The organism is Nonomuraea pusilla, from assembly GCF_900109355.1.
Taxonomy (GTDB): domain Bacteria; phylum Actinomycetota; class Actinomycetes; order Streptosporangiales; family Streptosporangiaceae; genus Nonomuraea; species Nonomuraea pusilla.
Genome location: NZ_FOBF01000001.1, coordinates 296,712 through 320,078 on the forward strand (window position 1 = coordinate 296,712; position 23,367 = coordinate 320,078).

Below are 23,367 nucleotides of genomic sequence, written 5' to 3' on the forward strand. Positions count from 1 at the left end.
AGGTGCTCCGGATCTGGTCCAGCCATCGTTCGAACTGGTGCGACCGGCCCGGCTGTCCGCGGTGCTGGGGACGGTGGGGCCGATGACCGCCACCATCTACGGACCTCGGCCGCTGAGCGAGGGCGAACAGACCGCGATCTCGGTCACCGCCGCTGCGGTGGCGAGCCTAGGTCTGCTCGGCTTCGTCATCAGCTTCGCCACGGTGGCGAAGGCCGCCACGCCGTCCTTCGGATGGTTCGCCTGGATCGTTCCACTCGGGATCGACCTCGGCATCGCCGTCTTCTCGGCGCTCGACATCGTCTTGGCCCGGCTCGGCATGCGCCTTCGCCTGCTCCGGCTGGTGCCCTGGGCGCTGACGGCCGCCACGGTCTACCTCAACGTGGCCGCCGAGGACACCCTGTTCGGGATCATCGCCCACGCGATGCTTCCCGGCCTGTGGGTGGTGGCGGTGGAGGTCGGTGCGTACGCCATCCGGAAGCGCGCCGACCTGACCAGGCCCGACCACATAGAGTCCATCCGGCTCTCGCGGTGGCTCCTGGCCTTCCCGTCCACGTTCGCCCTATGGCGGCGGATGGTGCTGTGGGAGATCCGGTCGTATCCGAACGCACTCAATCGGGAACGCGACCGCATCCTCGCCCGCACTGACCTTCAGGACCGGTACGGCAGGCTGTGGCGGTTCAAGGCCACCCGCCGCGAACGTGCGCTGTACCGGCTGGGCGAACTCGCTCCCGAACGGGTCGCACTCGCACCCGTGCCCGAGCGGCCGGCACTCCCGCCGAAGCCCAAGCCCAGAATCAGCAAGAAGAGCGTCCGGCCGCGCGCCGACGTCGACGACCTGATGACGCTCGGCTGGCAGATCGCCGCCGACCACGAGACGCGCAAGGTCCCGCTCACTCGTGACCGGCTCCGCGATGCCATCCGGCAGACCGGTCAGTCCATCTCCACCGACCGCGCCGGAGCCCTCCTGTCCCGACTGCGGACCGAGGCCCCGCCCGAGCGGTCCACGACCGCCGGACGGACCGCCGACGACGAGGCGGACGGACCGCACAGTCCGACCGCAGACGACCGACCGGACGAAGCGCGGTCCGACCGCGCCAAGTCAGAAGAGCAGGGCGCGGCCTCCACTCCGCCAAGAACAGTGGCCGCGCCCCGCCACCCCGCTACCGCCAAGGCACACGAGGTGTACTCATCATGACCCACACCCCGAACGAACCCGACCGCCGTCCCACGCCCGGCCAGGAGCTGCACGACTTCGAGTGGTCCGAACGCGACCAGGACGAGAGGGGCGACGCCGAGGTCGTACCGCTCGATTCTCGTCGCCGTCCTCGGCCGGTCGACGACACGGACGACGAGTTCTTCGACCACGAGACCGTCGCCGTCACCGACCGCGTCCTCGGCCCACCGGTGGACCCGTCCGACGAGGACGCCGTACCGGTCGTAGCCCGGACCGCCCAGCGCCGCGCGCCCATCATCCCGGCATGGCTGCGCACCTGGCAGTCCATCCGCGCGATGATCGCCTGGCAGGCTCGTGACGCCGCCTATGCCCTCGGCTACCACTGCGTACGTTCGCCGAAGTACCTGGTCAAGACGCTCTGGTACGCGATCCCCGGCGTCTTCGTTTCCATCGGCCGCCTGCTGCACTGGGCGACCGCGGAAGAGGGCAACTGGGCGCTCCGCCAGTACGCCGCCGACCGCAACGACCCGGAGATGTGGCTCAAGCTCGACAGGCAGCGCCAGCGCCAGTCCCGCTGGCGCTGGTCGGTCGTCCTGGTGCTGACCGTCGCGGCTCTGGCCGGCCTGCTGGTCTTCCTGGTGGCCGACCTGCCTGACTGGGCGCGCCTCGGCGCGCTGGTCCTGGCCATACCGCTGCTGGCCCGAGCCGGACGCCCGGCCGACAGCCCGATCACGGACCGCGTGAACGAGGCACCGCGCTACCGCAAGCTGACCGCCGAGCTGGTACGCCGCGCGCTGCTCCACTGCGGCATCTCCGGCATCACACAAGCAGTCTCAAAGGACCCGAACGCCATCAGCTTCCCGCAGGAGATCCACCGAGACGGCCCCGGCCACCTGGCCATCGTCGACCTGCCGTTCGGCGTGGAAGCCGCCGAGGTGGTGGCCCGCCGAGGCCGCCTCGCCTCGGCCATGCGGCTCCCGCTGGACCAGGTCTGGCCCGAACCGGCCGCCGGCCACCCCGGCCGCCTCGCCCTGTGGGTCGGCTACGAACCCGCCTCCCAGATGAAGCAGCCGCCCTGGCCGCTGCTTCGTGACGGCCAGGTGGACGTGTTCAAGCCGTTCCCGTTCGCCACGACCCCGCGGATGGAGACCGTCAACGCCGAGTTGGTGTTCCGCAACTGGCTCGTCGGCGGGCAGCCCGGCTCGGGCAAGACGTTCGGGCTCAGGCTCGCGGTCCTGGCCGCCGCCCTCGATCCGCGCGCCGAGCTGCGCATCTACGAACTGAAGGGAGTAGGAGACTTCAAGGTCCTGGAACCGGTCTGCACCGAGTACGGCAACGGCTTCGACGACGAGACGATCGCCCGCTGCGCCGCGATGTTCGCCTGGCTCTACAAGGAGTGCGAACGCCGCTCCAAGCGCATCGCCCACTACCACGCCCTCGGCAAGGCACCCGAGAACAAGGTCACGCCCGAACTGGCCTCGCTCAAGGGCTCGGGCCTGCACCCGCTGATCGTGGCCGTGGACGAGATCCAAGAGCTGTTCCTGCACCCGCAGTACGGCAAGGAAGCCGGCGAGGTCTGCGAGAAGGTCATCAAGCTCGGCCGCGCCCTGGGCGTGATCCTGCTCCTGGGCACCCAGATCCCGGACAAGGACAGCCTGCCGACCGGCATCACCCGCAACGTCAACACCCGCTACTGCATGAGCGTCGCCGACCAGACCGCGAACGACATGATCCTCGGCACCTCGATGTACAAGCAGGGTTACCGCGCCACAGTGTTCCAGCCGGTGATGGAGGCCGGTTGGGGCATCCTCGCCGGCCTCGGCAAGCCCGCCGCCCGTCGCTCGTACTACCTCGACACCAACGACGCCGACAAGGTCGTCGCCCGCGCCAAGCGGCTCCGCGGCCTGGCCGGCACCCTGCCCGAACCCGGCACCCAAGCCCGCGAGGACGCACCGGTCTTCGACGTCCTGGCCGACCTCGCCGAGGTCTGGCCCGCCGGGGAGACGGCAGCCTGGAACGAAGCCCTGTGCGCCCGTCTGACCGAGCTCCGTCCCGACGTCTACGCCGGCTGGAAGTCCGAGCAGCTCACCAGCGCCCTCAAGCCGCACGGCCTGCGGGTCGGCGACATCGGCCGCCGCATCGACGGCAAGCCCGTCACCCGGCGCGGCATCCGCCTCGACGATCTCACTGAGGCCATCGCCGAGCGTAACCGTCAGAAGCGCTCCGGCTGAGCCGTCACGGGGCTGCTAGCGCTAGTAGCCGACCCTGCTAGCGCTAGTAGCCGACCCTGCTAGCGCTAGCAGCCCCGCTAGCACCAGAAATCCGCCCTGGCCAGGCCGTTAGCACGCTAGCGGCCCTCCTCGACCACGCCCGAAACCCGGCCCAGGAGGCTGTTGTGCTCCCTGTCCTGCTCGTCGCTATCACCACGATCATCAGCACGCTCTGTTACGTCTCGACGTGCTACATGAGCCCGTTCGGCCGCTGCCGCAAGTGCCAGGGCAAAGGCCGCATCCCACACCGCATCGGCCGAGGCGTCCGCTACTGCCGGCGCTGCGACGCCACCGGCCTGCGCCTACGCCTCGGCCGCCACCTGTGGAACTACGTCCGCCGCCTGCACCACGACCGCTGACCACGAAGGGCCCCGGCGCACAGCCACCAAGCACGACGCCGGGGCCCGTGCCCCAACCGATCACCGGCCCGCAGGGCCGACTCAAGGAGCAGCCACCAGCATGACACCTCATCCGCCCCGCCAGACGCTGCCCTACGCGCTGGCCGCCGCCGCCCGAGGCTGGCACGTCTTCCCGCTCACGCCGGGGGACAAGGTGCCGCCCAAGGGCTGGAAGTGGAAGGAGCACAACACGACCGACCCCGACACCATCCGCCGCTTCTGGACCGGTACGCCGTACAACATCGGCATCGCCACCGGCCCGTCCCAACTGGTCGCCATCGACCTGGACACCCCGAAGAACGGCGAGCAGCCACCGCCACCCTGGAACCAGCCCGGCGTCAACGACGGCGCAGACGTCCTGGCCCTGCTGTGCGAGCAGGCCGGCCACCCGCTACCGCTGGAGACCTTCCAGGTCCGAACCCGACGCGGCGGCACCCACTTGTACTTCACCGCTCCAGAAGGGCTGACACTCGGCAACACCTCCGGCACCAAGGGCCAAGGACTCGGCTGGCTGATCGACACCCGCGCCAGCGGCGGCTACGTTGTCGCGCCAGGCAGCTACGTCGACCTCCCGGACGGCACCGGAACCTACGACGCCATCCACACCACCGAGCCTGCGCCACTGCCGTCCTGGCTGGCGGAACGACTTACCCAATCGAACTACGACCGCCAGCCGGTTCATGTCTCCGACGTCTTGGCCGCCCTCGGAAACCAGTCCGCGGGCTACGCGACGACCGCACTCCGCAACGAGCTGCAGCAGGTGCTCGACGCCAGGCCGGGCACCCGCAACCACACCCTGAACGCCGCCGCGTTCGCCCTCGGCCAGCTCGTCGCCGCCGGGCTGCTGCCGCACCGCCTGACCGAAGACGCCCTGCACACCGCCGCCCAGGCCACCGGCCTGTCCCCCCGAGAAGCCGCTGCCACTATCCGCTCCGGCCTGACTGCCGGAGCCCGCCAGCCACGCCAGGGGATTGCATGACCAACCCACTCGACGCCAACACCATCCTGGAGAACCTCGACGCCCATGCGACCATCACCCGCCTGCACCGCGACCAGTCCGGCGACCTGACCCTCGGCCTACCGGTCCCGCCACCGGCCGCCGACCCAGCCATGTTCTACGGCCTCCCAGGGGAACTGGTGAGGGCTGCCGACCCGTCCACCGAGGCCGACCCGGTCGGCGTGCTGGTCTCTGCGCTGTCCGCCTGCGGCGCGGTCATCGGCCCGGCTCCGTACGTCCAGATCGGCAACACCCGCCACCCGCTCCTGATCTGGCCGCTGCTGTTCGGCCGCACCGGCTCCGGCCGGAAAGGCCAGGCCACCGACACCGCCGAGATCTTCCTGCACCACGCCGGTATCGGCTACGGCGACCTGTGCGTCACCGGCCTGTCCTCCGGTGAAGGGCTGATCGAGCGCATCCGTGACCCTGACAGCCCGGACGACCCCGGCGGCACGATGGACAAGCGCCTGTCGGTCACCGAGCCGGAGTTCTCCACTGTCATGGCCCGCGCCAAGCGCGAGGGCTCCACGCTCGGCACGATGCTCCGCCAGGCATGGGACGGCCGCACGCTCGCCGTACTGACCCGCAACGCGTACCGGGCCTCCAACCCGCACATCGCGATCATCGGCCACATCACACCTAAAGAGTTCCGCATGCGCCTGGCCGAGGCGGACATGGCCGGCGGCTCCTACAACCGCTTCCTGCCCATCTACGTCGAGCGCTCCAAGCGCCTGCCCATCCCGGAAGGAGTCGCCCCCGACGTCCTCGCCAGCCTCAGCGGCCGGCTCCACGACGCCGTCAAGGCCGCCCGCCAGATCAAGCGCATCGCCCTTGACGAGGACGCTCGCGCTCTGTGGTCGACGGAGCTGTACGAGGAGTTCACCGCCGCCGACGACGAAGACCACGCCTGGACCGAGTTCACCCGGCGCTCGGCCCCGTACTGCCTGCGCATCGCCGCCCTCTACGCGGCCCTCGACGCCCGAACCCACATCACCACAGAAGACCTCGGAGCCGCCGCCGCCCTGGTCCGCTACTCCATCGCCTCAGCCGTCTTCGTCCTGGACAAGCAGATGCGCGACCCGAAGATCGACCGCATCCGCCGCGCCCTCGACCAGACCGCCGACACCGGCCTGACCCGCTCGGAGATCAGCGCCCTGTTCTCCCGCAACGTCCCCAAACAGACCCTCGACGAACTCCTGACCAGCCTCACGGCCACCGGCCAGTACGAGACCTTCACCACGCCCACAGGCGGCCGCCCGTCCGTCCGCTACCGCCGCACCAGCCCGAACGAACAAAGAAGAAACAAGACCTCATGACCTACGCAGCCCAGCAAGCAGCAGCGAAAGAGGACGGCCCTTTCTTCGTAGGCCACGAACGAAGTCGATCACCACCATCGGGGCTCCACCGCATCGACCCGTTCTTTCTTCTTCTTTCGTCCTGATCAACTCCCGGCCCACAGCCACCAAGCACGGGGCCGAACACCCAACCACCTGATCCACAAGGAGCCGCACTTGGCAACCGGCACCACCCAGCGAGGAATGCTCACCCTCGCCGACCTCTGCGCCGAACTCCAGATCTCCCGCTCGACCTTCTACGACTGGCGAGCCAAGGGCCGCGCCCCGCGCTGCCTCAAGCTGCCCAACGGCGACCTCCGTATCCGCCGCGCCGACCTGGACCGCTGGCTCGCCACGATGGAGGAGGCCGCCTGATGAAGGACATCACCTACAACGTCCGCGTCTACGCCATCGAGACGAGGAAGAACGCGGTCGGCAACGTCACCTCCTACCGCGTGGCCTGGCAGACCACCACGAAGACCTGGAAGCGCTCGTTCAAGCTCGCCGCCCAGGCCGACACCTTCCGAGGCGCCCTGCTCACCGCCGCCCGCAACGGCGAAGCCTTCAGCACCCTCACCGGCGAACCCGTCTCCTGGGCCCGCACCGACCGCCCAGAGATGAGCTGGTACGACTTCGCCTGCAAGTTCGCCGACATGAAGTGGAAGAGCGCGGCCCCGAAGTACCGCCAGGACATCGCCCGCGCTCTCACCGCTGCAACGCCCGTCATGTACGCCAGTACGCGCGGCAAGCCGGATGACCGCGTGTTGCGCTCGGCGATGCACCGGTGGGGCTTCAACACCAAGCAACGTCAGGAAGCGCCAGAGGAAGCCAGCGCCGCCCTGGAATGGCTCGCCGACAACACCAAACCCATCTCCGCCCTCATGGACGACCCCGGGCTCGTCCGCGACCTGCTGGAGGCGGCCACCTCCCTGCTGGACGGCAACCGCGCCGCCCCCAGCACCGTCCGCAAGCACCGCATGCTCCTGTCCAACGCCCTCGACTACGCCACGGAACTCAAGCTCCTGCCCGCCAACCCGCTCAAGACGCTGAAGTGGAAGCCGCCGGCCAACGCCTACGAGGTCGACCGGCGCAGCGTCGTCAACCACACCCAGGCCAAGGCACTCCTCGCCGCCGTGGCCGCCCAGAAGCCAAGCGGCGAACGTCTCGTGGCCTTCTTCGCCCTCATGTACTACGCCGCACTGCGTCCCGAGGAGGCCGTCAACCTACGCCGCGACAACGTCTTCCTTCCCCCGTTGATCCGGAATGAAGGCACGGGCGCATTGGAAGAGCCAGCCGACGCCTGGGGAGAACTCCACCTCCTCAAGGCCGCCCCGTACGCCGGCCGTGACTGGACGGACAGCGGCACGGCACGCGAGGAACGCGCACTCAAACATCGCGCCGCCGGTCACAGCCGCACTGTCCCTATCCCGCCACCGCTGGTGCGCATTCTTCGCGCTCACCTCGACACGTTCGACAAGGGCCCGCAGGGCCGCCTGTTCTACGGCGTCAAGGTCGGCGAACTGCCGTTCATCACCTACCGCAGAGCCTGGAAGGCCGCTCGCAAGACGGCCCTGACGGAAAAGGAGTTCGCCTCGCCGCTGGCGGCCCGACCCTACGACCTGCGCCACGCCTGCGTCTCCATGTGGCTCAACGCTGGCGTCCCGGCGCCCCAGGTGGCGGAGTGGGCCGGACACAGCGTGGACGTGCTCCTACGGATCTACGCCAAGTGCATCGTGGGCCAGGACGAGGCCGCCAAGCGACGCATCGCCGAAGCCCTTGACGAATAGGGCCCATAGGGGCCCGGTCCTGGTACCGGGCTCCTATGGCAGCCCGGCCGGGCGAACCAATAGCCCAGTGTGATCGTCAACTAACTATCCGTTCTTGATCTCGGGGGTCATCATGAACAACCTTCCACCCTCCGCCTTCTTGCGTGGCACGCCCTCCACGCCCCATCGAAGCTGGAGGGGACTGTGGTTGGCGCTTGCATTCGCAGGCACCCTAGGGTTCGGCGTTGGTCTCGGATTCTCTGCCGGACAGGCATTCAAGCGCCCTGAACGACCGATGCCCCCCCAATATCGCCGCCATGTCGTTCGGAACGGCTCCGCGCGTACCTTCCGCGCCCACGCCATCCCCAGTCAGCCCTCCGCCTGCCGCTGCCTCCGCTGGCGGAGCCGCTGAGCGGGTCTCTCAGCCAGTGGCCAAGAGAAGGACACATGTGAGACGTGGTAGCCACCACAAGCGCCCGCACAACCATGCGAAGCGCAGGAAGGGGACCAGGCGCCATCACGCACACCACAGGCCGTGCGACAAGTTCGACGGCTTCAAGGCGCGTGTGTGCAGGAGCCTGTTCGGTCGCCGCTGAGAGATTGGCTCGGGGCGGCCCCAACGTGAACGACCCGAGCGGTCGTCCTGAGGTGCCCCATATCGAGGGGCCTGGTCAAAGGCCGTAAGCACTCAGAACTCCGCCGGCGTAGGCGGCTATCGGTGCCGCTACGTGTTCGGCGTCGCGGTGGACGCCGCGCAGGGTGTTGGAGGCGAAGGAGCGCTGGAACTCCAGTCCGACGTAGCCAAGCCCGAGGTGCGTGGTGGACAGGCCGCCGACGTGCAAGGGCAGCCCCGTTTCGTCGAGGGCGCCGAGCGGGGCGAGGTAGTCCAGGTGCGGCAGGTAGCCGGTCGCGTAGATGACCGTGTCGACGCTCTCGCGTTCGCCGTCGACCCAGATGAGGTGGTCGCCGTCGAAGGCGGTGAACATGGGGCGGCGCTGCAGGCGGCCGTCGGTCAGGGCGGCGGCGTAGTCGCCGGTGTCCATGACCAGAGTGCCGGTGGCGATGCGGGCCAGCCAGGCGGGCGGGAGCTGGTCGAAGCCGGTGGTGGTGTGCCAGTAGTGCACGTCCCTGCCGCCGACGATCTGCGGCATGAGCTGCAGTGGCTGGCGTGAGGCGATCGTGACGTCGGCCACCGCCGCCAATTCGTAGGCGACCTGAATGGCGGAGTTGCCGCCGCCGACCACCACGACGCGTTGCCCGGCGTAGTGCTTGGGGTTGCGGTAATCGGCCACATGCAGCGCTTGTCCCGTGTAGCCGTCCTGGCCGGGAAGGGCGGGGACGTAGGGGTTGCCGAAGGAGCCGCTGGCTGCGATGACGCCCATGGTGTGCAGGGTGTCCCCGACGGCGGTGTGGACGTGGAAGCCGCCCGCGCCGTCGGCTTCCACCGCTGTGACGCGGGTGCCGGTGCGGATCTCGACGTCCAGGCCATCGGCGTAGCGCTGCAGGTAGGCGACGACTTCGTCGCGGGTGGGGTAGTGGTCGCCGTCGCCGGGGAAGTCCTGGCCGGGCAGGGCGCTGTACCGGGCGGGCGAGAACAGGGTGAGGCTGTCGTAGTAGCTGCTCCACGAGCCGGTGGGCGTGTGCCCGGCTTCGAGGATGACGGGGGTGCGGCCGGCGTCGAGCAGGGCGCGGGCGGCGGTCAGGCCGGACTGGCCCGCGCCGATGACGATGGTGTCCATGCCGCCGGATCATATCCTCATATCCAGAAATGACAATACGGTAGAGTCATGCCATGCAGACGGAAGGCAGCGGCATCCAGCTCACCGACGCGGCACGCGGCTTTCTCAAGGCCCTGGCCAGCGACACCCGCCAGCAGATCCTGTTCCTGTTCGAGGGCGGGGTGGAGCTGACCGTGAGCCAGGTGGCCGAGCGCTTGTCGCTGGCCCAGTCGGCCACCTCCACGCACCTGGCGACGCTGCGCGACGGCGGGGTGCTCACCTCTCGACGTGAATGGAAGACCGTCTACTACCGCGCCAACCCCGACGGGGCGCGGCGGGCGCTGGCCGACCTGCAGGCCGCCTTGGCCGCGTGCTGCCCGCCAGGCGATACGCCCTCGGTCGGCGGGTGTGGCTGACTGGGCAGGAGCTGGGCCGCACCCTTCGGCTTAGGCACTCATCTAATTTGACATTCCTCTAATCAGTGGTTCAGACTCTGAGCTGTTTAGATAAGTTTCTATTCAGGAGGTGCGCGATGCGCGCTCTGCTCACCCGCCTGCGCCGCCCCGCCGACGTCTCGGCTTTCACTTTCAACGAGGCGACCTCGGAGGTGTGCGACCGCACCTGCCGCGCCGACGCCGCCATCGAGCGCGCCCGCGCCTCCGCCCTGTCGTCCCTGTCCTTCCGCTAACCCGCGCGCCATCAGGAGAGCCGTCATGAGTGACAGTTGCTGCGGCACCGTTGCCGTCGAGATCGAGCAGTTCGCCACCCCTCAGCAGGCCGCCTCCGGGCCGGCGAACGATCTGCCGGTCGTCGTGATCGGGGCCGGCCCGGTCGGGCTGGCCGCCGCCGCCCACCTGGCCGAGCGTGGCCTCGACTTCCTCCTCTTGGAAGCCGGTGACCGGGTTGCCGCCTCGGTCGCGCAGTGGGGGCACGTACGGGTGTTCAGCCCGTACCGGTACAACATCGACGCCGCCGCCCGCCGCCTCCTGGAGGCCGACGGCTGGACGGCCCCGGACTCCGACTGGCTGCCGACAGGCGCTGAACTCATCGACGACTACCTCGCCCCGCTGGCCAAGCTGTTCGGCGACAAGGTGCGGCTCGGCACGAAGGTCACCGCGATCAGCCGCCTCGGCTACGACCGCGTGCGCACGACAGGCCGCGAACAGGTGCCGTTCCTCATCCGCCTGGCCGATGGCACCGAGCTGCAGGCGCGAGCGATCATCGATGCCTCCGGCACCTACACCAGCCCGAACGTGCTCGGCGCCAGCGGCTTGCCCGCCCACGGCGAGCACGAGGTGTTCGTCGACCACGCCCTGCCCGACGTGCTCGGCGCAGACCGTGACCGCTACGAGGGCAAGCGCGTGCTGGTCGTCGGCGCGGGCCACTCGGCCGCCACTACCCTGCTCGCGCTGGCCGAGCTGCCGGACACGCCGATCACCTGGGCGATCCGCGCCGGCGACGCCGGCCGCACCTACGGTGGCGGCGAGGCCGACGCTCTCCCGGCTCGCGGCGCGCTCGGCACCCGGCTGCGCGTCCACGTCGAATCCGGCCGCATTCAGTTGCTAACCGGCTTCTTCACCCACCGCGTCGACGCCACCGACCAGGGCATCCAGGTGATCAGCCGCGACCCGTCCGGCCACGAGCAGAGCGTCACCGTGGACCAGGTCGTGAGCGCGACCGGCTACCGCCCCGACCACTCCATCGCCTCCGAACTGCGCCTGGACCTGGACCCGGTGCTCGGCTCCACCCGCGCCCTGGCCCCGCTGATCGACCCCAACCGGCACTCCTGCGGCACCGTCCCGGCCCACGGCGTGGACGAACTCGCCCACCCCGAGCCCGGCTACTACGCGGTCGGGGTCAAGAGCTACGGCCGCGCCCCGACCTTCCTGATGGCCACCGGGTACGAGCAGGTCCGCTCGGTCGTGGCGGCGCTGGCCGGGGACTGGGAAGCGGCCCGGGATGTGCAGCTCGACCTGCCCGAGACCGGCGTGTGCTCCTCCAACCTGGTTGAGGCCCAAGAGCAGCGCGTCGGCCTGGCCACCGGCATCACCGGCGGCCTGCTGGCGGCCCCGCTCCCGCTCACCACCGTCGGAGCGTCGGCCGAGTCCGGCGGCAGCTGCTGCGGCTGAAAGGAAGCACCCCGATGTCTGACGGCTACCCCACCGCCGCCCAGAAGGAAGCGCTGCGCCTCATCTGCGACCACGAGCCGATGCCCGCCCACCGGCTGGCCGACGAACTGGTCGCCGCCCGCAAGCCCAGCACCAACCCCGGCTACGGCCCGGCGATCGCCCGGATGGCCGGAACGCTCGCCTGGCGGCTGCAGGCCCAGGGCTTCATCGCCGAAACCCTCGCGGGCGACTGGGCGACCACGACCGAGGGCCGCGCGCTGATCGCCTGTCCAGCATGAGTTCCCCCGCCGAGACCGCCGCCCTCGACCAGCAGGGCGGCGGTCCGCCGCGTTCCCGGCATGGCCGGCGGGTCGTGGCCGCGCTGGCCGTCACCCAGACCATCGGCTACGGCGTGCTCTACTACGCCTTCTCGGTCTTCCTCGTCCCGATGGCCCACGACCTGCACGCCACCAACGCCCAGGTCGCCGCCGCGCTCACGGTGTCCGTGCTGATCACCGCCGTCTGTGCCCCGCTCGCCGGGCGGTGGCTGGACGCCCACGGCGGGCGCGCCCTGATGACGCTCGGTTCGCTGCTCGGCGCAGGGGCGGTGCTGGCCTGGTCGCAGGTCAGCGCGCTGTGGCAGCTCTACCTGGTCTTCGCCGCCATCGGCATCGCCTGCTCGATGGTGCTGTACGAGGCCGCGTTCGCCGTCATCATCGCCTGGTACGGCGCCGACGCGCGAGGCCGTGCGCGAGGCATCCTGGCCCTCACCATCGTCGCCGGGTTCGCCTCCTCGATCTTCATCCCGCTCACCGGCCTGCTGGTCGACGCCTACGGCTGGCGCCAGGCCCTGGTGGTCCTCGGTCTCGTCTACGGCCTGGCGGCGATCCCGCTGCACGCGCTGGTGATCCGCCGCCGCCCGGCCCACGCTCGCACACCCGAGGCCGCCGGGGAACGCGCCGACCTGGTCAGGGCCGCCGTGCGCCGCCGTCCGTTCTGGCTGCTGGTGATCGCCTTCACCGCCAGCGGCGGCGCGGTCGCCGTCGTCGCCGTCGTGCTGGTCACCTACCTCATCCACCTCGGCCACAGCCCGGTCCTGGCCGCCACGCTCGCCGGACTGCTCGGCGTCCTGTCGGTCACTGGGCGGCTGGTCACCACCGGTCTGCAGACCCGTCTGCCCGCCGCGCTCATCGCCGCTGCGATCTATGCGCTGCAAGGCGTCGCGGCGCTGCTCCTGCCGGTCCTGGGAGCGAGCGTCGCGGGCGCGATCGGCGGCGTCCTGCTCTTCGGGCTCGGCTTCGGCATCGGCTCCATCACGCTGCCGCACCTGCTCGTGCAGCGGTACGGCACCGCCGCCTACGCCACCTTGTCGGGCCGCATCGCGCTCTTCTCCGTCGCCGACAAGGCCCTGGCTCCCCTCGGCGCGGTCGCCCTGGCCCAGGCCGTCGGCTACACCTGGGTGATGAGCGCGGTGGCCGCCGTCTGCGTCACCGCCGCCTTGTCCCTGGTCGCCTACCATCGCGTATAATTTAGACGAATGTCGAATTAAGGAGCCGTGGATGACCGCCGTGACGATCCAGTGCTGCGCGCCGATCGCCCGCGAGCCGCTCAGCGAGGCCGACGCCGCCGAACTGGCCACGCTGCTCAAGGCCGTGGCCGACCCGGTACGGCTGCGCCTGCTGTCGATGATCGGCTCCCACCCCGGCGGCGAGGCGTGCGTGTGCGACCTGACCGGCGTCTTCGACCTGACCGCCCCCACCATCTCCCACCACCTGAAGGTGCTGCGCACCGCCGGGCTCATCGACGGCGAACGCCGCGGCACCTGGGTCTACTACCGGATCATCCCCGAGGCGGTGAACAAGCTGGGCGTGCTGTTCGCCCCGCTCGCCGCCCCCGCCAAGGCGCAGAACGGCCCGGTGGACGTAGAACTCCTCAACGCATGACCGACGCGGCCCGCCTGGCCGATGTCGTGGTCATCGGCGCCGGACAGGCCGGGCTGGCGGCCGGGTACTACCTGCGGCGGGCAGGTGCCGACTTCGTCATCCTGGACGCCCAGCAGACGCCCGGCGGAGCCTGGCAGCATGCCTGGCCGTCCCTGCGGCTGTTCTCGCCCGCGCAATACAGCTCCCTGCCCGGCCGCATGATGCCGATCCCTGCCGACGGCGGCTATCCGGACGCCGCCCACGTCGTCGCCTACCTGACCGACTACGAGCAGCGTTACCGGCTGCCGATCGTCCGCCCCGCCGCCGTGCAGGCCGTGCGACGTGCCGGTGACCGCCTCGCCGTGGAAAGCAGCGCCGGCACCTGGCGCGCCCGCATCGTCGTCAGCGCCACAGGCACCTGGTGGCGCCCCTACGTCCCGCACTACCCCGGCATCGGTGACTTCCGCGGGAAGCAACTGCACACCGCCGGCTACCGCGGCCCCGAGCCCTTCCATGGCCGCCGGGTGCTGGTCGTGGGCGGCGGCAACTCCGCCGCGCAGATCCTCGCCGAGCTCTCCCAGGTCGCCCAGACCACCTGGGCGACACTGCGCCCGCCCCGGCTACTGCCCGACGAGATCGACGGCCGCGCCCTGTTCGACCTGGCCACCCGCCGCCACCAGGCCGCCCTGGCCGGACAGAACGCCGACAGCATCGGCGACCTGGGCGACATCGTCGCCGTCGCGCCCGTGCGCGAGGCCCGAGACCGCGGCGCGCTCAAGGCCGAGCCCATGTTCTCCCGCATCACCCCCGACGGCGTGGCGTGGGCCGACGGCAGCACAGCGGCATTCGACGCGATCGTGTGGTGCACCGGCTTCCGTCCTGCACTGGCTCACCTGGCCCCGCTACGGCTGCGCGGCCCCGGCGGCGTGATCGGCACCGACGGCACCCGCGCCCTGGCCGAACCGCGCCTGCATCTGCTCGGCTATGGCGATTGGACCGGCGCGGCCTCGGCCACCCTCATCGGCGCCGGCCGCACCGCCCGCCAGCTGGCCGCAGAGGTCATCGCCCAGCTCTAGGCGCACGCACTTCGGTGACATTCACACTTTGATTCGACCCACGTCTATCTTGACGAACATCTAAACAACATGAGATCGTGACTCCTGATTCGACATGCATCTAAGTGTTGATGGCCTCGACCTCGCACCGGCAGAAGGGCAACCACCATGACGACGAACCAGACCAGCGGCGGCTTCATCGGCGACCTGGCCGAGGCTTTCGCACCGCCCGCCGCCGGCGGCTGCTGCGGAGCTCCTGCCTCCCCCTCCCCGGCCAGTGACACGGCCCAGCAGGCAGATGCGGTCGCCACCGCCTGCTGCGGCAGCACGTCCGCCGCCCAGCAGGCCGCCCAGGCCGGCTGCTGCGGTCAGGCGCCGGCCCCCGCCGCCACGCCGGCCGAGGCAGCCTCCACCGGCTGCTGCGGATGACCTCCACCATGCCGGACCTCCCGCAGGCGCCCGGCCTGGCCGCCGTCGTGGAGCGGGTGTCGGCGGCGCGGATGCTGGCCGCGGTGCACGAGTTGGCCCGCGGCCGCTACGCCGGTCGGCGCGTGGGCACGCCCGGCGGCCGTGCCGCCGCCGCGTGGCTCGCCGAGCAGTTGCGCGAGCTGGGTGCCGAGGTCGAACTCGACTCCTTCCCCGTCACCGACGTGCGGGAGCTGTATGCCACCCCGGTACTGGAATGGAGCGCAGGCGGCCAGGCACTGCGCCTGGAACACCGCCGGGACTTCGTCGAGCACCTCGCCACCGCCGACTCGCCGGACCCGCGCACCGCGCCGCTCGCCGCCGCCTCCGAGGCCGACCTGCGCGGCCGATGGGTGCTGGCCGAGGCCGGAGACTGGGCGCGGGCGTGCGAACGCGCCGAGGCCCACGGCGCGGCCGGAGTGCTGACCGCGCGCGGCACCGACGCCGAGGGGTGGATGCCCAAGATGATCGCCGGACCGGCCACCCGAGCCGTGCCGATCATCGCCCTGCGCACCGACCTGCACGCCCGCCTGGCCGACGCGCTGGCCGCCGGGCCGGTGCGGGTGACCGCGTCGATGCCGCTCCGGCAGATCTCGACGGACGGCCGCAACGTGCACGCCCGCTTCCCTCACGCCGGGGGAGCGGGGAGCGGGCCGCGGGTGCTGCTGGCCGCGCACTACGTCGGCGTCGGCGACGACCCCGGCATGCGGTTTCCCGCAGCCGCCGACAACGCCTCCGGCGTGGCCGCCGTCCTGGAGGCCGCCCGCGTCCTGACAGCAGACCCGGCCACCCGGGCCGACCTGTCGGTGGCCTTCCTGGACGCCGAGGAGACCGGGGCATGGGGCTCGGCCCACCACGCAGCCGCCCTGCCGTCCGACACGCTGGTGATCAACCTCGACGGCGCCGCGCAGCTGCACCAGGCCGCCTCGGTCGAGGCCGGCGGACCCGCCCATACCCTGCTGGCCACCCTCGATCAGGCCGCCCGCCTGACCGGCGTGCCGCTGCGAGCGGGCACGATGGCGTCTGACAACCGCCGCTACGCTGCCGTCGGCCTGGCCGCGATCGGCATCGGCGTGGGCATGCCCGGCTACCAGACCCCCGCCGAAACCCCCGACCGCGTCGAGGCAGACACCCTCGTGGCGGCCGCGCGACTGCTGGTCGCGTCGGTCGGACTGCTGGCTGTCCAGACCTCGGTCTGACCAGCTCCTGATGGCCTACCCGCGCGGAAATGTGGTGCTCAGGCGCCGCTGGCCGATGATCGGGCGGCAGCTTGCTGGGTGAAGTGCTCGGTAAGGGCGGTCATCTTGCCGAGGTAGCGGGCGGCCAGTTGCAGGTGGGTGTAGGCCGTGTCCTCATCGACGGCTCGCCCGCGCGGATGGCCCGCCTCATTCCGGGTGATCCTGAGCAGGTCGGCCACCGCGTCCATGGTCAGGTTGTCGCCCAGGTCGTCGGGCAATGCGGGTCGCATCGGCTCCAGCCGGGCGCGCAGCGCCTGGAAGCGGGCGTTCTGGGAGCTCTTGGGGTTGTCTAGTTCCTTGCGCAGCTTCTCGGCCGAGGCGCCGAGGGCGGCGACCATGGCTTCGGCCACGCCGAGGAAGACCTGCTCAGCCGCGACACCGAGCATCACCGAGCAGGCCAGGTAGCAGCCGGCGTTGAAGGACTGCAGGGCCTCCTGCATGTACTGGTAGGCGACCGGATGCAAGTTCGGCACCTGGCGGCGCAGCCGGCGAAGGTACCCCTCGGGGTCGTGAGGCTCCCACGGCCCGCCCTCGACCGCTCTGCGGCCTCGCTCGGACAGTTTCCACCGCCAGTTGTCACTGGCGGGTTGGCGTTCGGGGTCCAGGTAGATGAGGCCGTCGGCGAGCAGAGCCCATAACGTCTCCCACGCCTCGTGTGGTCGGCAGCCGGTGGCTGCCTGGATGGACTGGGGCAGGCAGGCGTCGTGGAAGCGGGTGTCGGCGTGTGGGGTGGCCATCAGTTTGAGGACCTGGCTGCGGATCTGCATCCCGACAGGGTAGCCAGCCGATTGCCGTATGTACCGGCGTGAAATGGGCGATGGCCGCCCCTGTGCAGGGGGCGGCCATCGCGGTCGTTCAGTGCGGGCGGCTCAGTCAGGCAACAACTCGCTGAGCAGGTTCTCCATGCGGGCGCGGATGTCGTCACGGATGACTCGCACGGCGTCGATGCCCTGCCCGGCCGGGTCGTCGAGCTTCCAGTCCTCATACCGCTTGCCGGGGAAGATGGGGCAGGCGTCGCCGCAGCCCATGGTGATGACCACATCAGAGGCTTGCACGGCGTCGACGGACAGGACCTTGGGCCGGGCGGCGGTGATGTCGATGCCGACCTCGGCCATGGCCTCGACGGCGACGGGGTTGACCTGCTCGGCCGGGGCGGAACCGGCCGAGCGGACCTCGACGCGGTCGCCTGCCAGGTGGGTGAGCCACCCGGCGGCAATCTGGGAGCGTCCGGCGTTGTGCACGCACACGAACAGGACGGAGGGCTTACCAGGGACGGACTCAGGCACGGGCGGCCTCCTTGGGGGTGAACAGGCGGCGGCCGGCCAGGCTGACGTAGACCAGGGCGACCAGAACGGGAACCTCGATGAGCGGGCCGACCACTCCGGCCAGCGCCTGGCCGGAGGTGACGCCGAAGACGCCGACCGCCACGGCGATGGCCAGCTCGAAGTTGTTGCCGGCGGCGGTGAAGGCCAGCGTGGTGGAGCGCTCGTAGCTCAGGCAGATCAGCTTGCCGGCCAGGAACGATCCGCCCCACATGAGCGCGAAGTAGGCCAGCAGCGGCAGCGCGATGCGCGCGACGTCGCCGGGCCGGGAGGTGATCGTGCCGCCTTGCAGAGCGAACAGGATGACGATGGTGAACAGCAGCCCGTACAGGGCCAGCGGGCCGACGCGTGGCAGGAAACGGCTTTCGTACCAGTCCCGGCCGCGGGCGCGTTCGCCGAGCTTGCGGGAGGCGTAGCCGGCGGCCAGCGGGATGCCGAGGAAGATGAGCACGTACTGGGCGATGTCCCAGGCCGAGACCTCCAGCGCGGACTGCGCCAGGCCCAGCCAGCCGGGCAGCACCTGCAGGTAGAACCAGCCCAGCGCGCCGAACGCGACCACCTGGAAGACCGAGTTGAGCGCGACCAGGACGGCGGCGGCCTCGCGGTCGCCACACGCTAGGTCGTTCCAGATGAGGACCATGGCGATGCACCGCGCGAGCCCGACGATGATCAGGCCGGTGCGGTACTCGGGCAGGTCCGGCAGGAGGATCCAGGCCAGCGCGAACATGACGGCCGGGCCGAGCACCCAGTTCAGCACCAAGGAGGAGAGCAGCAAGCGGCGGTCACCGGTGACGGCGCCCAGACGGTCATAGCGGACCTTGGCCAGCACCGGGTACATCATCAGCAGCAGCCCGAGCGCGATCGGCAGCGAGATCTCGCCGACCTTCACCGCCTCCAGCGCGGTGTTCAGCCCCGGTACCAGCCGGCCGAGCAGCAGCCCGGCGGCCATCGCCGCGATGATCCACACCGGCAGGAAGCGGTCGAGCGTGGACAGGCCGGCGATGACGCCCTGCGCGGGCGCGGCGGCCGGCGAGGCCGGTGAAGCTGGGGACGTGGAAGAGGGCATCGTGCTGATCCTCAGACGGTGGCGGGCACGTCGAGCAGGGCCGACAGCTCACCCAGTGTCTCGGGAACCAGCCGGTAGTACACCCAGGAGGCGCGCCGCTCCGAGGTCAGCAGCCCGACCTCCTTGAGCACCTTCAGGTGGTGGCTGATGGTCGGCTGGGACAGCTCGAATGCGCCGGTGATGTCGCACACGCACACCTCGCCGCCAGCGCGGCTGGCCACGATGGACAGGATGCGCAGCCGCACGGGGTCGCCCAGCGCCTTGAACACCCGCGCCACCCCGGCCGCCTGCTCGGCGTCCAGCGGTTCGCGCATCAGCGGCGGGCTGCACTCCAAGAGGTCCAGAGGTTCCACATCTACTCCGTATAGACAGCCATCGAAATCGATGTCTCTCTATATTGACACACATCAAAGCCAAAAGGAGCCCGCGGAGCTTGGGTGAGATCTCGTAACGATGAAGGCCCTCGCCGACTCGGCGAGGGCCTTCAGCCATCACGTGTGCGTACCGGTGTGCGTGTCGCCTCTCGGCGAAGGGCACAACGCGGCTCCAGCCGAACGGTAGTCCGCGAAGGCGATAGGTGAGGCCCGGGGACACTGGGCACACCGGCCACGACGGATGTAACCATCAGACGGCCATCCCTGTTCCCGGCCACCGTCCCGAGCGGCGACTCAGGCCCCGGTCAAGGTGCTACGGCGCTCGATCATCAGCACGTCCCGCCAGAGACCGTGGTGACAGCCGATGCGCTCGCGGGTGCCCACGACGCGGAAACCGAGCGCCTGGTGCAGGCTCAGGCTGGCGGCATTCTCGGGGAAGACACCCGACTGGATCGTCCAGACGCCGGCGTCCTCGGTGGCGGCTATGAACGCCGCCAGCAGCGCGCGACCGATGCCGTGAACCTGGCAGCCGGGGTGAACGTAGATGCTGTGCTCGACCACGCCCGCATACACCGGACGGGACGAGACCGCCGAGGCTGCCACCCAGCCGAGCACCTCGCCGGAATCGGCATCCACCGCCACGTACCGCAGGTGCGGCAACCGGCTCGCGGTGAACCCCTCCCAACTGGGCGCAGTGGTCTCGAAACTGGCCTGGCCGGTGTCCAGCCCAGCCTGGTAGATCGCCAGCACCTCGGCGGCGTCGCTCTCGCGCATCGGCCGGATCTCCAGGCCGGGCCCGATGGCGGGTTTCACCGCCTGGACGATGGCCGAGTGGACCCCGTCGCCGTGATCGGCGGTCAACGTGATGGCGATCTGGACGAAGCCGGCCGCGACGAGCAGATCCCGGTACTCCTGCACGCTGAGCGACCCGGCGGCGCAGCCGATGCGCTGCTCGGCCCGCTGTCGCGCCTGCTCGTCGAGCACCTGGACGGTGACGACGTCGCTGACGCCGAACCGTCCGCCAGGCCGCAACACCCGGAACGCCTCAGCCAGCACTGCTGCCTTGTCGTCGGACAGGTTGATCACGCAGTTGGAGATGACCACGTCGACCGTGTGGCCGGGCAGCGGGATCGCCTCGATCGTGCCGTGGAGAAACTGCACGTTGTGGAGGTCCGCCTGCTCGGCGTTGCGCTGGGCCAGTTCCACCATGGCGGGGCTGGCGTCCAGGCCGAAGACGGTGCCGTGCGGGCCGACGCGGCGGGCTGACAGCAGCACGTCGATGCCGCCACCAGAGCCCAGATCGAGCACCGTCTCACCCATACGCAGCTCGGCGACGGCGACCGGGTTGCCACACCCCAGGCTGGCTCGAAGCGCCCCGTCGGGGAGCGCGGCGTTGTCGTCGTAACCCGCCGGTCCGAAGCCGCCATCGGTGAAGGCGACGGGATCGCAGTCGGCGATGCGCTGCCCGCTCAGCGCGCTGCGAGCGAGGGCGGAGTAGTGGTCGACGATCTCGTCGTGCGCCATGAGATCTCCTCAGTCACAGGTCGGCGCGGCCGGCGCCGGGTTGCCCATCACCACGTCGGCGGCGGTGGGGAAGCAGCTCACGCAGTTCTCGTTGATGCGGTACAGGCTCGACGTCCCCTGCCGCTCCACCAGGACGAACCGCACCTCGGACAGGATCTTCAGGTGGTGCGACACCGTGGACTGCCCCACTCCGGAAGCGGCCACGATCTCGCCCACGCTCATCGGCTCGCGCCGCCGGGCCAGCAACGACACGATCTGGATGCGGGTCGCGTCGGCCAGGGCCTTGAACCAGCTCGCATACTCCTCGGCCTCGGCACGCGGCAGAGGCTCCACCGCTTCATTCATCGAGCATCGACGATAGACGATGAAGCGTCATGCGTAAACGGCCTACGCTCCAAACTTGCATGAGGTGTGCGGATTGCTACGTCGCGGATGGGGATACGTGCGCGTCGATGCAGATCCTCACGTGGCATCCCCGTCGAGTGCTTCTGGTCCCGCCCTCCTGCGTCTCTAAGGGTGACGTGATTGGGACGGCCTACTGCCCGAGATCTGTTCAGTCCATTAGCAGAGAGCTGCCCACTCGATTTACGATCACGTGCAGTAGAGCTTCGTCTTGGATGCTTCAGCTCCCTACCGTTTGGAGGAAGCTATGGCCAAGCGCCGCGGGCAACTTACGGACCGGCAGAGGGAGCGTGCCAGGCGGTTGCGTCTGGCGGAGCAGGCAAGACGAGCGCGAGCGCAAGCCGAGCTCAAGGCGCAGCGGGAGCGGCAGCGCGCCGAACGAGCCGCCGCGCAAAAGGCCGCAGCCACGGAACGAGAGCGCAAGCGCCTGTACGTCGAAGGCCGCAAGGCTGAAGCGGCCGAGATGACGGCAGACGTCGCCGAGACGATCAAGACGTTGGATTCTGTGTTGATCGCCGGCATCGGCCAGCGGATTTCCGTGACGTTCAGCTCCTTGAGGCGTACATATGACGCCCCGCCATTTGATCCTGGTGGCCTCGACCAGCCAGATCCACGGCCTTCCTGGGCACAATTCGCGCCACGGCCGCCAGGCATGTTCGGACGTCTTCTCGGTGGGGCCCGATACGAGCAGAAGGAGGCGGAGCAGCGTCGCCTCTATGAGCAAGCATGTGCTGAATACGACATTCGCGATGCTGAGCGGCATCGCCGTCTGGATGAGCGCTACCGTGCCCACCAGCAACGGATCGCCCAGGAGAAGGCCCAGGTAGATCGCCACAACGGCGAGATCGACGAGTTCGAGCGCGCTGTTCGTGCAGGGGAGCCAGAGCCGGTCGCACAGTACTTCACGATGGCCCTCGACGCCGCGGTCTATCCCGATGACTTCCCTCACCAGACTCGTGCCATCTATCGGCCTGAGGCGCGGGAACTGGTTGTGGATTACGAGCTTCCGCCGCTGAAAATCGTTCCGACGGTGCGGGGATACAAGTACGTACAAACAAGGGATGAGATGGATGCCATCCCGGCGTCCAAGAAAGAGATCGATGCGCGCTATGCGAGATTGATCGCGCAGGTTGCCATTCGGACTCTGCATGAGATCTTCACCGCAGACCCCGCTGAGCTTGTCACGGTTGCCACGTTCAAGGGCCGTGTCTCGGTCAAGGACAAGGCCACCGGCTTGCCCGAGCGTCCGTACTTGATCGACGTCAGCGCCGAGCGCGAACTCTTCTCCACCTTCGTACTCGCTGATCTCGACCCGGTTTACACCCTCAAGAAGCTGAACGCGCTCGTCTCCCCGCACCCCTACGACCTGGAAGCGGTGCGGCCGGTGGTGGACTTCGAGGCGCTGCTCGCGCAGTACAAGTTCGTCGAGGGGATCGACGCGGTGGCGGGGCTGGACAGCAGGCGCGATCTGCTCGGGCTGACGCCGGGCGAATTCGAGCACTTCGTGCGTCAGCTCTTCGAGGCGATGGGTATGAAGTCCTGGGTGACCCAGGCTTCGCGCGATGACGGCGTGGACGCGGTTGCCATCAGCGAGGACCCGATGTTCGGGGGGCTCTGCATCATCCAGGCCAAGCGTTACAGCAAGGCGGTCGGCATCGAGGCCGTGCGGGCGCTGGCCGGCGTCATGGAGGACAAGCGTGCGACGAAGGGCATCCTTGTCACTACGTCATGGGTGGGCACGGATAGTCGTGATTTCGCTGCTCGTCATGGGCGCATGCGGATCATCGAGTGCGAAGAGCTCAAGTACCTTTGCAGGGAACATCTGGACCTTGATGTGCTGATCAGCCTTCCGAAGGCGCCACCGAAGCGCTCGTGACGAAGCGGCGGGCTTTCTATCTGCCTTGGATCGGACGATCATGCTGCAGGTTGGGAAGGCATTGGGAAGGATCAGCCGCAAACGATCAGTGTCAGCCGTACAGCACCGGACACATCAAGAAGCCCTTGACTAGCGTTGTTGCTGGTCAAGGGCGTTTTGCTGCTGGTAGAGACTGGTGCCCCCGGCAGGATTCGAACCTGCGGCACCCGCTTTAGGAGAGCGGTGCTCTATCCCCTGAGCTACGGAGGCGGACCTTGCTAAGCCTAGCGAAAGTATGGCAGTGCGTGTGACTCCGGGCCGGGGTGAGTTTGGCGGGGACGGGTTATGGGTGCTCTGAGCTGCGGTAAAGGCATGACAA

The 23,367-nt window shown here is 69.5% G+C and carries 24 protein-coding genes and 1 tRNA gene; 17 read left to right on the forward strand and 8 right to left on the reverse strand.

The features are described 5' to 3' along the window. Positions 1–82: 82 nt before the first annotated feature. The 7 genes from BMX74_RS01235 to BMX74_RS01265 all read left to right on the forward strand — a co-directional run bounded on the left by BMX74_RS01235 (position 83) and on the right by BMX74_RS01265 (position 7,960). Entirely contained in the window at positions 83–1,195 is a 1,113-nt protein-coding gene (locus tag BMX74_RS01235) for a DUF2637 domain-containing protein (protein WP_091097657.1), read from the forward strand. Then, positions 1,192–3,405 (forward strand): cell division protein FtsK, encoded by a 2,214-nt coding sequence (locus BMX74_RS01240; RefSeq protein WP_218153839.1) that lies wholly within the window; start codon positions 1,192–1,194, stop codon positions 3,403–3,405. Before BMX74_RS01235 ends, BMX74_RS01240 begins: the two co-directional genes overlap by 4 nt. A gap of 164 nt (positions 3,406–3,569) precedes the next feature. Beyond that, positions 3,570–3,803 (forward strand): hypothetical protein, encoded by a 234-nt coding sequence (locus BMX74_RS01245; protein WP_091097659.1) that lies wholly within the window; start codon positions 3,570–3,572, stop codon positions 3,801–3,803. A gap of 100 nt (positions 3,804–3,903) precedes the next feature. Next, positions 3,904–4,821 carry a bifunctional DNA primase/polymerase gene (locus BMX74_RS01250; protein WP_091097661.1) on the forward strand — a complete coding sequence of 306 codons (918 nt, stop codon included), beginning with the start codon at positions 3,904–3,906 and terminating at the stop codon, positions 4,819–4,821. Then, positions 4,818–6,155 carry a DUF3987 domain-containing protein gene (locus BMX74_RS01255; protein ID WP_091097663.1) on the forward strand — a complete coding sequence of 446 codons (1,338 nt, stop codon included), beginning with the start codon at positions 4,818–4,820 and terminating at the stop codon, positions 6,153–6,155. Before BMX74_RS01250 ends, BMX74_RS01255 begins: the two co-directional genes overlap by 4 nt. 195 nt (positions 6,156–6,350) lie before the next feature. After that, the gene (locus tag BMX74_RS01260) at positions 6,351–6,548 is read left to right on the forward strand and encodes a helix-turn-helix transcriptional regulator (protein WP_337959829.1); all 198 of its coding nucleotides are present in this window, start codon (positions 6,351–6,353) and stop codon (positions 6,546–6,548) included. Beyond that, the gene (locus tag BMX74_RS01265; RefSeq protein WP_091097667.1) at positions 6,548–7,960 is read left to right on the forward strand and encodes a tyrosine-type recombinase/integrase; all 1,413 of its coding nucleotides are present in this window, start codon (positions 6,548–6,550) and stop codon (positions 7,958–7,960) included. The genes BMX74_RS01260 and BMX74_RS01265 overlap by 1 nt, the downstream gene beginning before the upstream one ends. 650 nt (positions 7,961–8,610) lie before the next feature. On the opposite strand, the gene BMX74_RS01270 is transcribed toward BMX74_RS01265, so the two are convergent. Further along, positions 8,611–9,678, reverse strand: coding sequence for a flavin-containing monooxygenase (locus BMX74_RS01270; RefSeq protein ID WP_091097670.1), 1,068 nt, complete (start codon positions 9,676–9,678; stop codon positions 8,611–8,613). 53 nt (positions 9,679–9,731) lie between these two features. Between BMX74_RS01270 and BMX74_RS01275 the strand changes: the two genes are divergently transcribed. The 9 genes from BMX74_RS01275 (at position 9,732) to BMX74_RS01310 (ending at position 16,406) form a co-directional block, all read left to right on the forward strand. Further along, positions 9,732–10,073, forward strand: coding sequence for an ArsR/SmtB family transcription factor (locus BMX74_RS01275; RefSeq protein WP_091097672.1), 342 nt, complete (start codon positions 9,732–9,734; stop codon positions 10,071–10,073). Positions 10,074–10,189: 116 nt separating this feature from the next. Further along, the gene (locus tag BMX74_RS43705) at positions 10,190–10,345 is read left to right on the forward strand and encodes a hypothetical protein (protein WP_177227152.1); all 156 of its coding nucleotides are present in this window, start codon (positions 10,190–10,192) and stop codon (positions 10,343–10,345) included. Between the two features lie 25 nt (positions 10,346–10,370). After that, positions 10,371–11,786 carry an FAD-dependent oxidoreductase gene (locus BMX74_RS01280; RefSeq protein ID WP_091097675.1) on the forward strand — a complete coding sequence of 472 codons (1,416 nt, stop codon included), beginning with the start codon at positions 10,371–10,373 and terminating at the stop codon, positions 11,784–11,786. A 14-nt stretch (positions 11,787–11,800) separates the two neighbouring features. Beyond that, a complete protein-coding gene (locus tag BMX74_RS01285; protein WP_091097676.1) occupies positions 11,801–12,064 on the forward strand; it encodes a hypothetical protein in 264 nt (87 codons plus the stop codon). Continuing rightward, positions 12,061–13,293 carry an MFS transporter gene (locus BMX74_RS01290; protein WP_091097679.1) on the forward strand — a complete coding sequence of 411 codons (1,233 nt, stop codon included), beginning with the start codon at positions 12,061–12,063 and terminating at the stop codon, positions 13,291–13,293. The genes BMX74_RS01285 and BMX74_RS01290 overlap by 4 nt, the downstream gene beginning before the upstream one ends. A 31-nt stretch (positions 13,294–13,324) precedes the next feature. Beyond that, positions 13,325–13,708, forward strand: coding sequence for an ArsR/SmtB family transcription factor (locus tag BMX74_RS01295; RefSeq protein ID WP_091097680.1), 384 nt, complete (start codon positions 13,325–13,327; stop codon positions 13,706–13,708). Further along, the gene (locus tag BMX74_RS01300) at positions 13,705–14,763 is read left to right on the forward strand and encodes an ArsO family NAD(P)H-dependent flavin-containing monooxygenase (RefSeq protein WP_091097683.1); all 1,059 of its coding nucleotides are present in this window, start codon (positions 13,705–13,707) and stop codon (positions 14,761–14,763) included. Before BMX74_RS01295 ends, BMX74_RS01300 begins: the two co-directional genes overlap by 4 nt. Positions 14,764–14,910: 147 nt before the next feature. Next, a complete protein-coding gene (locus BMX74_RS43710; RefSeq protein ID WP_091097684.1) occupies positions 14,911–15,171 on the forward strand; it encodes a hypothetical protein in 261 nt (86 codons plus the stop codon). Then, positions 15,168–16,406: a M28 family metallopeptidase gene (locus tag BMX74_RS01310; protein WP_091097687.1), complete on the forward strand. Its 1,239-nt coding sequence runs from the start codon at positions 15,168–15,170 to the stop codon at positions 16,404–16,406. Before BMX74_RS43710 ends, BMX74_RS01310 begins: the two co-directional genes overlap by 4 nt. A 38-nt stretch (positions 16,407–16,444) precedes the next feature. On the opposite strand, the gene BMX74_RS01315 is transcribed toward BMX74_RS01310, so the two are convergent. The 6 genes from BMX74_RS01315 to BMX74_RS01345 all read right to left on the reverse strand — a co-directional run bounded on the left by BMX74_RS01315 (position 16,445) and on the right by BMX74_RS01345 (position 21,076). Next, positions 16,445–17,212 carry a hypothetical protein gene (locus BMX74_RS01315; RefSeq protein ID WP_091097688.1) on the reverse strand — a complete coding sequence of 256 codons (768 nt, stop codon included), beginning with the start codon at positions 17,210–17,212 and terminating at the stop codon, positions 16,445–16,447. Between the two features lie 102 nt (positions 17,213–17,314). Beyond that, positions 17,315–17,731 carry an arsenate reductase ArsC gene (locus BMX74_RS01320; RefSeq protein ID WP_091097691.1) on the reverse strand — a complete coding sequence of 139 codons (417 nt, stop codon included), beginning with the start codon at positions 17,729–17,731 and terminating at the stop codon, positions 17,315–17,317. Beyond that, positions 17,724–18,833, reverse strand: a complete 1,110-nt coding sequence (arsB, locus tag BMX74_RS01325) for an ACR3 family arsenite efflux transporter (RefSeq protein ID WP_305728604.1) — start codon at positions 18,831–18,833, stop codon at positions 17,724–17,726. The genes BMX74_RS01320 and arsB overlap by 8 nt, the downstream gene beginning before the upstream one ends. An 11-nt stretch (positions 18,834–18,844) precedes the next feature. Further along, the gene (locus tag BMX74_RS01330; protein ID WP_091097693.1) at positions 18,845–19,186 is read right to left on the reverse strand and encodes an ArsR/SmtB family transcription factor; all 342 of its coding nucleotides are present in this window, start codon (positions 19,184–19,186) and stop codon (positions 18,845–18,847) included. A gap of 315 nt (positions 19,187–19,501) precedes the next feature. Next, a complete protein-coding gene (locus BMX74_RS44825; RefSeq protein ID WP_218153840.1) occupies positions 19,502–20,731 on the reverse strand; it encodes a GNAT family N-acetyltransferase in 1,230 nt (409 codons plus the stop codon). Positions 20,732–20,740: 9 nt separating this feature from the next. After that, positions 20,741–21,076, reverse strand: coding sequence for an ArsR/SmtB family transcription factor (locus tag BMX74_RS01345; protein WP_091097695.1), 336 nt, complete (start codon positions 21,074–21,076; stop codon positions 20,741–20,743). Positions 21,077–21,380: 304 nt separating this feature from the next. On the opposite strand from BMX74_RS01345, the gene BMX74_RS44830 reads away from it, so the two are divergent. After that, positions 21,381–23,009 carry a restriction endonuclease gene (locus BMX74_RS44830; protein ID WP_218153841.1) on the forward strand — a complete coding sequence of 543 codons (1,629 nt, stop codon included), beginning with the start codon at positions 21,381–21,383 and terminating at the stop codon, positions 23,007–23,009. 173 nt (positions 23,010–23,182) lie between these two features. Here the strand turns inward: BMX74_RS44830 and BMX74_RS01355 are convergent. After that, a tRNA-Arg gene (locus BMX74_RS01355) sits at positions 23,183–23,258 on the reverse strand. Between the last annotated feature and the right edge of the window lie 109 nt (positions 23,259–23,367).